The organism is Pseudomonas sp. 1912-s (assembly GCF_029269205.1).
Lineage (GTDB): Bacteria > Pseudomonadota > Gammaproteobacteria > Pseudomonadales > Pseudomonadaceae > Aquipseudomonas.
The window spans coordinates 1-12241 of the sequence record NZ_JARIXR010000061.1 but is presented as its reverse complement, the minus strand read 5'-3'; the positions used below and the strand labels follow the sequence as shown (position 1 = coordinate 12241).

8 protein-coding genes are annotated in these 12241 nt (G+C 62.6%); 5 read left to right on the top strand and 3 right to left on the bottom strand.

What is annotated here, in order from left to right; all coding sequences use genetic code 11:
* Positions 1–429: 429 nt before the first annotated feature.
* Positions 430–1833 carry a PLP-dependent aminotransferase family protein gene (locus P3C29_RS32200; protein WP_275966429.1) on the bottom strand — a complete coding sequence of 468 codons (1404 nt, stop codon included), beginning with the start codon at positions 1831–1833 and terminating at the stop codon, positions 430–432.
* A gap of 130 nt (positions 1834–1963) precedes the next feature.
* Here P3C29_RS32200 and P3C29_RS32195 point away from each other — a divergent pair, with 130 nt between their 5' ends.
* The 3 genes from P3C29_RS32195 (at position 1964) to P3C29_RS32185 (ending at position 5035) form a co-directional block, all read left to right on the top strand.
* Positions 1964–2599, top strand: a complete 636-nt coding sequence (locus P3C29_RS32195; RefSeq protein ID WP_201126153.1) for a LysE family translocator — start codon at positions 1964–1966, stop codon at positions 2597–2599.
* A 79-nt stretch (positions 2600–2678) separates the two neighbouring features.
* Positions 2679–3737 (top strand): diguanylate cyclase, encoded by a 1059-nt coding sequence (locus tag P3C29_RS32190; RefSeq protein WP_275966428.1) that lies wholly within the window; start codon positions 2679–2681, stop codon positions 3735–3737.
* Positions 3738–3805: 68 nt separating this feature from the next.
* Entirely contained in the window at positions 3806–5035 is a 1230-nt protein-coding gene (locus tag P3C29_RS32185) for a M20/M25/M40 family metallo-hydrolase (RefSeq protein WP_275966427.1), read from the top strand.
* Between the two features lie 151 nt (positions 5036–5186).
* Here P3C29_RS32185 and P3C29_RS32180 read toward each other — a convergent pair whose 3' ends face one another.
* Positions 5187–8258: an efflux RND transporter permease subunit gene (locus P3C29_RS32180; RefSeq protein WP_275966426.1), complete on the bottom strand. Its 3072-nt coding sequence runs from the start codon at positions 8256–8258 to the stop codon at positions 5187–5189.
* A gap of 2 nt (positions 8259–8260) precedes the next feature.
* Complete coding sequence (locus P3C29_RS32175; protein ID WP_275966425.1) at positions 8261–9367, bottom strand: efflux RND transporter periplasmic adaptor subunit; 1107 nt, start codon at positions 9365–9367, stop codon at positions 8261–8263.
* Positions 9368–9565: 198 nt separating this feature from the next.
* On the opposite strand from P3C29_RS32175, the gene P3C29_RS32170 reads away from it, so the two are divergent.
* Both P3C29_RS32170 and P3C29_RS32165 read left to right on the top strand, forming a co-directional pair.
* Positions 9566–10432 carry a pirin family protein gene (locus P3C29_RS32170; RefSeq protein ID WP_010175174.1) on the top strand — a complete coding sequence of 289 codons (867 nt, stop codon included), beginning with the start codon at positions 9566–9568 and terminating at the stop codon, positions 10430–10432.
* Positions 10433–10495: 63 nt separating this feature from the next.
* The gene (locus tag P3C29_RS32165) at positions 10496–11938 is read left to right on the top strand and encodes a mechanosensitive ion channel domain-containing protein (RefSeq protein ID WP_275966424.1); all 1443 of its coding nucleotides are present in this window, start codon (positions 10496–10498) and stop codon (positions 11936–11938) included.
* Positions 11939–12241 lie beyond the last annotated feature (303 nt).

Genomic DNA, 12241 nt, shown 5'->3' with positions numbered 1-12241 from the left:
ATTCAGGACGCCAACGTCATCGTTAACGACCATCGCCGGCAAGCCAGCTCCTACAGGGGACCGCGCCCGCTTTAGATTTTGATTTTGCTTTTGCTCCACACCACTCAAGCCGGCCTGTAGGCCGCTGTGTTCTTGATCTGCTTTTGATCTTGATCTTAGGCGCCCCGTTAAACCACGCTGGCCGAACGCAGGTAGTACGGAGCGGGTAAACCGGCAGGACGCCGGTTTAGCCGCGACGGGGCAGGGACGCCCCGTCGCGGCGGCCCGCTTCGTGCTGCCGGAGTGAGGGCACACCGAGCCTGAGCGAGGTGCCGAGTGGTGGGGCAAGAGCGTTTTGCTTACTTTTGCGCTGTTCAAAAGTGAGCCGCTGTAAGAGCGGAACCATAGGCAGCCGTTACCTAAATAACGGATATACACCCCAACCCCAACCTACAACTGCGACAGCAACAACCCCTCAAACACCCCCTGAACCCGCGCCTCATCACAATGCGCCACATTAAACCGCATAAAATCCCGCAACCCCGGCTCATACCCAAACAACGCCCCCGGCGCCAACACCATCGCGCGTTTCAAACCGGCTTCAGCCAACCGCTCACCATTAACCCCAGCCGGCAACCGCGCCCAAATAAACATCCCACCCTCAAACCCCATCGGCAACTCACACCCACAACGCCGCAGCCACTGCTCAACCCGCCCCCCGGCCTCGAGCAGCCGCTGAACCATGCGCTTGCGATGCCTCGCATACCCGCCCTCGCTCAGCAGCCGATACACAATCTGCTCGAACAACTCCGACGTAATCCCGCCGCTCATCAACTTCATGTTGGTCAGGTTCGCCGCCAACTGCGGCGCCGCCACCACATAGCTCACCCGCGCATTCGCCGTCAGCACCTTCGAAAACCCCGACAGGTACGTCACCTGCTCCAATCCCGCCAACGTCGCCAGACGCGGCGGCGGGTTAGGGTGCAAGTCCCCGTAAAGATCATCCTCGACGATATGGCAGTGATACTCCCTGGCCAGCTGCAACAAGCGAAACGCCTGGCTCGGACTGAACGAATGCCCGGTCGGGTTATGCAACACGCTGGTGGTCAGGTACAGGCTGGGACGATGCTCCGCGAGCAACTGCTCAAGCGCCGCAAAATCAAAACCGTCAGGCCGCCGGGCGATGGTCACCACCTTGACCCCATGCAATGCCAGGTTGGCGTGGAAGTTGAAATAACACGGCGCATCCAGCAACACCGTGTCCCCGGGCCGTGCCAGCAGGCGCATGAGCATGTCCAGGCCTTGCACCGTGTTGGGCGTGGTGATGATCTGCTCCACCGGCACCGACAACCCTTCACCGTGCAGTTTCTGTTGCAATGCCTGGCGCAATGGCAGCAGGCCCGCCGGAGTGCCCAGCCCGGCGATGCGCAAGGTGGGGGCGCGCACTGCGCTGCGCATGGCCTGGCGCAATACGTCGGAGTCCAGCCAGTCTTCCGGCAGGTGGCCGCCGCCGGGGCGCAGGTCGCCCTGGGCCATGGCCAGGGGGCGGCGCAGTACGCTGAGCAAGTCCTGGGGCAGCAAGTCGACCCAGTTGCTGGACGAAGGCTGCGCCAGGCTGCTCGCAACGAAGTGCCCGCGGCCCTGGCTGGAGGTCAGCAGGTGACGCCCGCGCAGGCGATCCAGCGCTTCATTCACGGTAAACTTTCCGACGCCCAGTTGTACGCCCAACTCACGCACCGAAGGCAGTTTACTGCCCGCCGCCAACTCGCCTTGCTCAATCGCATGGGCCAGGGCATCGACGATCTGCTGCACTTTTGGCGCTCGATCATGAAAGTGAATCGCGGGAATGGGCATCACACTGTCCTTAAGTTTGCCGCCAACTTTACCGGTAAAGTCTGCGCATATATCCGTAGAGTTTACCTGCCTCTGGCGCGGTGCGCGCCCTAGACTGCACGCCTGACTTCCTGCTGTGAAACCCCACGCCATGGCCACTGCGCTGACGCTGTCTTCGTTTTTGTATTTCCTGCTGCTGTGCACCACCCTGGCGTTCAGCCCCGGCCCCATGACCTTGCTATTGCTCAGCCTTGGCCTGAAAGACGGCCTGCGCCGCTCCCTGCCGGCGCAGTTCGGGGCGAGTGTTTCCTACCTGGTCTCGATCCTGATCTTTGCCGTGGGTTTTTCCGAGCTGATCAAGGACTACCCGCTGATCACCCGAATCATCCAGGTGGTGGGCGTCGCCTATATCCTTTACCTGGCCTACAAGCAATGGACCAGCAGCGGGGTGACGATCAAGACCACCGACCCGACCCCGGAAAATGCCCGCAGCCTGTTCGGCAAGGGCCTGCTCACCGGGCTGTCCAATCCCAAGGCAATCATTCTGTTCAGCGCGGTATTCCCGCAGTTCGCCGCAATCGGCCAGGGCAGCGCCGCCGCCGATATCGCCATCCTCGGCCTGACCTTCCTGTTGCTGCAATTTGCCAGCGGCTGCCTGTATTGCTATTTCGGCCAGCGCATCAAGCACGTGCTGGAAAACCCCAAGCGTCGGGTGTTGCTGCAAAGGGCCACGGCTGTGCTACTGCTGGGGGTTGCGTTGATGCTGGCCCGGGGCTTTTCCAGCTGAAGGCCAGCTTATGAGCGGTAGTGGCGATCTGCCGTTGCCCTGATAGACTTCGGGCATTCATCCAGGATCAAGCCAGACCATGCCAGCCGCAGGAGGAAAGGGACTTTCGCTCGCCACACGCTTGTACAAGTCGCGCGCCCTGGGATTGACCCTCGGGTTTATCTGTGTGGCCGCCGCCATCTATCCGCTGGATAAGCCCGCCTGGGTCTGGGTGGTGATGGTTGCCAACGCTTTTGTCTGGCCGCATGTGGCGTACCAATGGTCACGACGCTCAAAGAACTCCCTGCGTTCGGAACACCGCAACCTGCTGTTCGACTCGTTCTGCGGCGGGTTCTGGGTGGGCGCCATGCAGTTCAACCCGCTGCCCAGCGTGACCACCTTGTCGATGATGACCATGAACAACGTCGCCATCGGCGGCCCGCGCTTCATGTTCGCCGGCTGGGTGGCCCAGGCGCTGGGGATCGGCGCGTCGATGCTGGTGTTCACCCCGGCGGTGACGGCCCTCACCAGCGAAGTGCAGCTCTACGCCTGCCTGCCGATCCTGATGCTGTATCCCCTGGCCCTGGGCTGGATCTGCTACCGGCAAGCGATCACCCTGGCGCGGCACAAACGCGAGTTGCTGGCCCTGAGCCGCACCGACAGCCTGTCCGGCCTGCTCAACCACGGTGCCTGGAAAGATCACCTGGAAATCGAGTTCCAGCGCTGCCGCCGCGACCAGCGGGGCGCCGCCATCGCGCTGATCGATATCGACCACTTCAAGACCATCAACGACACCTACGGCCACGTCACCGGCGACATTGTTCTGCGTCAGTTGAGCAAAGTCCTGCGCCAGAACCTGCGGGCCACTGACCTGGCCGGGCGTTATGGCGGCGACGAATTCTGCGTGATCCTGCCGGACATGCCCCTGAACCGCGCCACCGAAGTGATGGACGCCCTGCGTGACCGCTTCAACTCACTGGCCTACGCCCAGGACCCGACCTTGCGCGCCAGCCTGAGTATCGGCCTGGCGCCGTACCGGCCGGCACACGGTGACGCCACCAGTTGGCTGAACGATGCCGACCAGGCGCTGTACGAAGCCAAGAGCAGCGGGCGCAACCGGGTCAGTTCGGTGCAGGGAAGTTGGTTGAGGTCGATCTGAGGATCAACAAATTGTTTATTGTCAGGTAGGGTGGAGCGCTACCTTCCAACAAAAACAAGGATCGGTTCATGCTCTTCAACTTCCCACGCACGTTACTGGCCGCCACCCTGGCGCTGTCGTTCGCCATGCCGGCCTTCAGCGCCGAACCCCACAAACAGATCCAGGCCGATTCCGAGCAGTACAAGGCCGACGCTTTGAAACTGCTGGAGCGCCTGGTGAATATCGATTCGGGCTCCGGCTACGAGCCGGGCCTGACCCAAGTGCGTGACATCGCGGTCGACGAGCTCAAGCAACTGGGGTTCAGTATCCAGCTGGTGCCTGATGCAGCCGCCCATAACAGTCATGTCATCGCCACCCTTAAAGGCACCGGCAAGGCCAGGATCCTGCTGATGGCCCACATGGACACCGTGTTCAAGGAAGGCTCGGCCGCCGCCCGGCCGTTCCATATCAAGGACGGCCGTGCCTATGGCCCGGGCGTGATGGATGACAAGGGCGGCATCGTCGCCGGCATCTATGCCTTGAAAGTCCTGAAAAACCAGGGCTTCAAGGACTATGCGCAAATCACCTTCCTGCTGGATGCCAGCGAAGAAACCGGCACCGACGGCGCCTCCGAGCTGATCCGCAACACTGCCAAGGGCCACGACGTGACCCTCAACCTGGAACCGGGTCGCCCGGCGGACGGCCTGGTAGTGTGGCGCAAAGGCAGCGCCACCGCCGTGGTCGAGGTCAGGGGCAAGGCGGCCCACGCGGGTGTGGCGCCGGAGTTGGGGCGCAATGCGGCGATGGAAGCGGCGCACCAGATCCTGCAACTGGGCAAGCTGGGGGATGCGGAGAAGAAAACCACCATCAACTTCACCGTGATCAATTCGGGCGACCGGGTCAACGTGATCCCGGACCAGGCCACCGCCAAGGCTGACGTACGGGCCGCATTGCCGGAAGAGTTTGACCGGATCGAGAAAGACCTGGCGCGGGTCTCGGCCAACAAGCTGATCCCCGAGACTGAAGTGACCACCAGCCTGCACCGCGGCCTGCCGCCGATGCCGCAGACGCCGGAGTCGGACAAGCTGGTCGCGATTGCCCAGGGGATTTATGGCGAGTTGGGTCGCACGTTGACCATTGAAGGCAGCGGCGGGGCGGCGGATGCCAGCTTGTCGGCTGGCGTGGGCACGCCGACCCTGGACGGGTTCGGGATTGTCGGGGGCAATATCCATACGCCGGAGGAATATGCCGAGGTGGAGAGCGTGGCGCCGCGGATTTACCTGCTGAGCCGGATGATTATGGAGCTGTCCAAACGCTGATCCGAAACCATCACTGATCGTCTGTGGAAGCAGATCAAAATGTGGGAGCTGGCTTGCCTGCGATAGCGGATTGTCAGTCATGAATGCTTTGACTGATACACCGCCATCGCAGGCAAGCCAGCTCCCACACTGTTCTGTGGTGTTGGTTGGATCAGGTTGCAGTCGGCACTTCCCGCGTCTTCTCCCGCCCCAACACCAGACTGCACAACGCCGGCAAGAACAGCAACGTCAACACCGTCCCCACCAACACCCCGCCAATCAGCACATACGCCAGCGACGACCAGAACACCGACAGTGTCAGCGGAATAAACGCCAACGCCGCCGCCAGCGCGGTCAGGATCACCGGGCGTGCCCGGCGCACCGTGGCTTCGATGATCGCCTCGCGAATCACCATGCCATGGTCCTGGTTCTGGCGAATCTGGTCGGTAAAGATCAGCGTGTTGCGCATCAAGATCCCGCCAATCCCGATCAGCCCCAATATCGCGTTGAACCCGAACGGCTGGTTGAACAGCAGCAACGTCGGCACCGCGCCGATCAGCCCCAGCGGTGCGGTGGCGAACACCATGAACATCACCCCGAATGAACGTACCTGGAACATGATCACGGTCAATGTCAGCAGGATCATGATCGGGAACAGCGCCGCCAGCGCAACGTTGGCCTTGGCGCTTTCTTCCACCGGGCCGCCGATGACGATTTGATAACCGGCCGGCAGCTTGGCGATCAGTGGCTGCAGGTCCTTGTACACCGCCATTTCCACGTCTGGCGGCTGGGTGCCGTCGACAATATCGGCACGCACTTCCACGGTCAGCGCCCGGTTGCGGCGCTTGAGGATCGGCTCTTCCATCACTGCCTGGAAATGCCCGACCTGGGCCAGTGGCACCGACACGCCGGCGCTGTTGGTCAGGGTCATGTTGTCCAGGTTGCCGAGGTCTTCGCGCTGGCTGCCCTGGGAGCGGGCGACCACTGACACGGTGCGATTGCCTTCGCGCACTTCGGTGATCGGGTTGCCGCTGAGCAGCGCATTGAGCTGGGATTTCACCCCGTCGGGGGTAAAGCCAAGCAGTCGCAGACGGTCCTGGTCCAGCACCAGCCGATAACTGCTGGCACGCTCGCCCCAGTCGAGGAAGCTGTCGCGGGTGAGTTTGTTGGCGGCGACTACCTGGCGCACGTCTTCAGACAGGCCGCGCAGCACGTTCAGGTCGGGACCGGACACGCGAAACACCACCGGGAAGGGCACGGGCGGGCCGAACACCAATTGGGTAACCCGCACCCGTGCCGACGGAAACTCACCCGCGGCGATGCGTTCACCCATGCGCTTTTTCAGCGCGTCCCGCGCATGGGCGTCAGCGGTCTGCACGATCAGCTTGGCGAAAGCCGGGTCGGGCAACTCCGGGTTCAGCGACAGGAAAAACCGTGGCGCACCGCCGCCGACGTAGGTGTCGACCATCACGGTCTGCGGTTCCTCCATCAGCGCTTTTTCCACCTGCGCCGCCACCGCCTCGGTGCTTTTGAAGGCGCTGCCCGGCGGCATATACACCTCAAGGATCAGCTCGGACCGGTCGGAGTTGGGGAAGAACTGCTTCTTCACCACGCCCATGCCCAGGCCACACAACACAAAGGCGGCCACCACCAGCCCGGTCACCCACCAGCGGTTGCGTACGCAGGTGTCCACCAGGCGGCGCAGTTTCTGGTAATAACGGCCGGCATAAATCGCATCGTGGCCGCCGGCAACCGGCTTGATCTGCGGCAGCAGCTTGACCCCCAGGTACGGGGTGAACACCACTGCCACCAGCCACGACGCGATCAGCGCAAAGCCGACAATCCAGAAGATATTCCCCGCGTATTCCCCGGCGCCCGAGCGGGCAAAACCCACGGGCAGAAAGCCGATAATCGTCACCAGCGTGCCGGTGAGCATCGGTGCGGCGGTGGAGCTCCAAGCGAAAGTGGCCGCGTGAATCCGGTCAAAACCTTCCTCGAGTTTGACCACCATCATCTCGATCGCAATGATCGCGTCGTCCACCAGCAGGCCCAGGGAAATGATCAGCGCGCCCAGGGTCACCCGGTCGAATTCGCGGCCGGTCATCAGCATGATCACAAACACGATCGACAAGGTCAGCGGCACGGCAGCGGCGACCACCAGCCCGACCCGGAACCCCAGCGCCAGCAGGCTGATGACCATCACCACGGCGAGGGCGACGAAAAACTTCAGCATGAACTCGTTGACCGCCAGGCTGATGTTTTTCGCCTGGTCGGAGACCTTCGCGAAGTTGACTCCCAACGGCAGGTCGGCCTGGATTTTCGCCTCCTGGGCCTTGAGGGCCTTGTCCAGTTCCAGGCCGTTCCAGTGCTTCTCCATGATCACCCCGAGCATCAGGGAGGGGTCGCCCTGATGGCGGATGCGGTAGCTGGGCGGGTCTTCATAACCGCGGCTGACGGTGGCGACATCAGCGATGCGCAGCAGTTTGCCATTGGCTTCCAGCGGGACGTTTTCGATCAGCGCCAGGCTGTCGAACGCCCCGTCGATACGGATATACGCCCGGGCGCCAGCGGTTTCGACAAAGCCTGAAGGCGCCACGGCGTTCTGGGCGGCGAGGGCGGCGAAAATCTGCTCGGGCTTGATGCCCAGGGTGGCGAGGCGTTCATAGGAGAACTCGACGAAGATGCGCTGCGCCTGTTCGCCGAGGATGTTCACCTTCTTTACGCCCGGCAGGTTGAGCAGGCCCTGGCGCATGTCCTCGGCCATTTGCACCAGTTGTCGGTGGGGCAGGTGTTCGGCCTCCAGCGCGTACAGGGAGAAGTACACGTCGGAGTATTCATCGTTGAAAAACGGCCCGATCACGCCCTTGGGCAACTTCGCGGCTTCGTCGCTGAGTTTTTTGCGGGTCTGGTAGAACAGGTCCTGGATCTCGCTGGGGCGCGTGGACTCCAGGTACGTCATGCGCATCGACACAAAACCCGGCTGGGCGATGGTCTCGACGCGGTCGTAGTAGTCCAGCTCTTGCAGGCGTTTTTCCAGGCGGTCGGCGACTTGTTCCTGCATCTCCCGGGCTGTGGCGCCGGGCCAGGCGGCGGTGATGGTCATGACCTTGACGGTGAATGAAGGGTCTTCGGCGCGGCCCAGCTTGCCAAAGGCAAAGACCCCGGCGGCGAGGATCGCGATGATCAGGAACAGTGTGACCGCGCGATGCTTGACCGCCAGTTCGGAGAGGTTGATACCGCGCATTATCAGTGTTCCTGCTGACGGTTGAGGGCCAATGCCTGGGCCGGCAACAGGCGTACCGCGTCACCGCTGTGCAGCAGGTGTGCGCCGAGGGCGACCACCACCTGGCCCGGGCTCACGCCGCTGTCGAGCAGGGCGTCTTCCTGGCCGAGGCGGGCGACGTTCACCGGGGCAAAGCTGACTTTGTCATCGCTGCCGATCACCCACACCCCCGTGCCCTTGCCGGCATCCTGCAGGGCGCCGATGGGCACGCGGGTTTGCTGCGCCTGGCCGTCACCTTGCAGGCGCACGGTGATGGTCGAACCCAGGGCAAAGCGGTCGACCGGGCCATGCAATACATAACGGGCGCGGTAGGTGCGGGTGGTCGGGTCAGCGCTGGCGGACAGTTCACGCAACGTGGCGGTCACCGCCTGTTCGGGGGCGCCGAAGGGAGACGCCAGGGCTCTTTGCGAAGCCTGGTCGCGCTGGTTTTCGGGCAGGTTGACGATGGCTTCCCGGGCGCCGTCGTGGGCCAGGCGCGCCACCACTTGCCCCTCGGCCACCACTTGGCCGCGGTCCACCCGCACGTCGGTGATAATGCCGTCGCTGTCGGCCCTGAGCACCGAGTAGGTGCGGCGGTTTTCGATCTGGCTGGCGTCGGACTGCGCCGAGGCCAGCTCGGCTTCGGCCACCCGCAGGTTGGTGGCGGACTGGTCGAAAATCTGCCGCGACACCGCGCCAGTATTGGCCAGGCGCTGGTAGCGGGATTCGTCGTCCCGGCGCTGGCGCAGTTGGGCCTGGGCCGCATTGACGCGGTTCTTCGCCGAGCGCAGGGCCAGTTCGAAGTCGCCGATGTCCAGCACCAGCAAGGTGTCGCCACGGCTGACATGCTGGCCGGGATCCACCTTGCGCTCGATCACCTTGCCGCTGACGCGAAACCCCAGATCGCTTTCAGTACGAGCGGCCACCACGCCGGTGTAGGCGCTTTGCTGGCTGCCGGCGGCTTCAACCTTGGCGGCCAAGACGGGGCGGGGCAGGGGCGCCTCGGCGACGGGGTCGGCCTTGTTGTTGCAGCCGGCGAGTATCGCCAACAGGGCAAGGGGCGTGAGAAGACGCAGGGGAAGAGGGTTCATGGCGGGCTCCGTGGGGCGGGTGTACGTGTGGAGAAGGTAAAAAATTACGGGCGTAATATTTAACACCATATTATGGTCGAAATATAAAATAATCCAGCCCCGCGTGAGCGTTCCATGGGTGGGACGATCAAGGCCGATTTTGCCGTCTAGCGCAGGATTGATAACGGATTTAAGGTGTATTCATTACTGGAGACACATATGAAAAAGATCATCGGCCTCTACACCAGCCCACGCGGGCACTGGGTTGGCGACGGCTTCCCGGTTCGCACGCTGTTTTCCTACGACACGATGGGCAAGCAAATCAGCCCGTTCCTGTTGCTGGACCACGCCGGTCCTGCGGCATTCACCCCGACCGAACAACGCCGTGGCGTGGGCCAGCACCCTCATCGCGGCTTTGAAACCGTGACCATCGTCTACAAGGGCGAAGTCGAGCACCGCGATTCCACCGGCGCCGGCGGCACCATTGGCCCTGGCGATGTGCAATGGATGACGGCGGCGAAGGGCATCATTCACGAGGAATTTCACTCCGAGGCCTTCGCCCGCAGCGGCGGCGCCCTGGAAATGGTCCAGTTGTGGGTCAACCTGCCGGCCAAGGACAAAATGGCCGACGCCGGTTACCAGACGATCCTCGACAGCGATATCCCGACGCTGCCCCTGGCCGACAACGCCGGCAGCCTGCGCTTGATCGCCGGCGAGTTCGACGGGGTCAAGGGCCCGGCCCGTACCTTCACGGCTATCGACGTGTGGGACATGCGCCTCAACGCCGGCCGTTCGGTGACGCTGGACTTGCACGCCGGGCGCAACACCGCGTTGGTGGTATTGCGTGGCACGGTGCGGATCAACGCAACCGAAGTGGCACGGGAAGGCCAGTTGGCGTTGTTTGAACGCGATGGCACGCAACTGCGCCTGGAGGCCAGCGACGACGCCATGGTGTTGCTGCTCAGCGGCGAACCGATCGACGAACCCATCGTCGGCCATGGTCCGTTCGTGATGAACACCGAGCAGGAAATCCACCAGGCGTTTGCCGACTATCAGTCCGGGCAATTCGGGCAGATGCAGCGCTAGGGCGCTATACCCTCCAGAGGCATTTCATGCGATCTTCATGGCATTCGCCCTGGAGTCGCCTGGATGCCCTCATTTATCTCCGATCACCCGATGTTCTGCGCGCTGGCGCTGGTGCTGATCGACATCGCCGTGTGGCGCCTGATCTCTGCCAATTTCGGCAACTGGAAGCTGGTGGCGCGCGTGGTGATCTTCGCCGTGTTCAGCGCCGTGCTGTTCAACGAAGGCATGAACCCGATGCAGGTCGCGCCGTATGGCGACAACGTGGCGCTGCACCTGGCGGCCACGGCGTTCCAGATTGGCTGGTGGTTATTTGCGGCGCGCACCCTCACGGTATTGCTCGGCGCGGTGATGATGCAGCGGGTCGGGCACACCGGGCGGTTGTTGCAGGACCTGGTGGGGGCGGTGATCTTCCTGATCGCGATCATCGCGGCCATGGCCTACGTGCTCGACCTGCCGGTCAAGGGCGTGCTGGCCACCTCCGGCGCGGTGGCAATCATCGTCGGCCTGGCGTTGCAAAGCACCTTGAGCGACGTGTTTTCCGGGATCGTCCTCAACACTACCAAGCCCTACCAACTGGATGACTGGATCTCTATCGACGGCACTGAAGGCCGGGTGATTGATATCGACTGGCGTGCCACCCAGTTGCAAACCTCCCAGGGCAGTCTGGCGGTGGTGCCCAATTCGTTGGCGGCCAAGGCCAAGATCATCAACTTTTCACGCCCGGCGGATATGTTTGGGCTGTCGGTCAGCCTGCAAGTCAGCCCGCATGCGCGGCCGCAAACCGTGCTGGATGCGCTGGAGCGGGCGATGCAGGGGTGCCGGCCGTTGTTGGCCAAGCCGGCGCCCAGCGTCGCATTCAAGACGTCGGCCAGTGGTGGCGTCGAATATGAGATCAGCGGGTTTGTGCCGGCGATGACGCTCAAGCGTGAGGTGCGTAATCAACTTTATGATTTGGCGTTCCGGCATTTGCAGGCGGCGGGGGTGAGTTTGTTGTCGGCGGCCGAGAGTAATACGCCGGTGGCGGTTTCGCGGGCGCGGGCGTTGTTGGAGAGTTCTTCGATTTTCTCGACGTTGCGTCAGGAGGAGAAGGAGACGTTCAGCCAGAACATGACGCTGCAAACCTTCCGTGCCGGGGAGATGATTTTGCCGGCCGGGGAGGTGAGTGATCATCTGTTTATCATCGAATCGGGGGTGATTTCGGTGATGTTGACCAAGGCCGGGCACAAGTTCGAAGCCGGGCGGATGGGGCCGGGGGAGGTCATTGGCGAGGCGGGGATTCTCTCGGAGCAGGGCGTGCCTGCGGACTTTTCGGCGAAGACGTTTTGTACGTTGTACCGGATTGAGAAGGAGTATCTGAAGCCTTGTCTGGATGCTCGGCATGACATCAGTGAGGCGATGAAGAGTTTGTTGGATTTCCGGTTGCATGCGGCTCAGAGTTTGACGCAGGAGGCGCCTGTGGTGCCTGTGAAGAAAGGGTTTATGCAGTGGCTCAGGAGTCGGGCCTGATTTTTTGGTGTGCATATCCGTTTCGTTGGTAACGGCGGCTTATGGTTTCGCTCTTACAGCGACTCACTTTGGAAGAGCCCCAAAGTAAGCAAAGGGCTCTGCCCCGCCTGTCGGCACCTCGCCTAGGCTCGGTGTTCCCTCACTCCGGCGATGCTCCGCGGGCCGCCGCGATGGGCCATCCTTGGCCCAGCGCGGCTAAACCGGCGTCCTGCCGGTTTACCCGCTCCGCACCACCTGCGTTCGGCCTCGGGCTTATTGGGGCAGTCAGAGCCAGATCAAGATCAAAAGCAAGAGCAAAGAGCA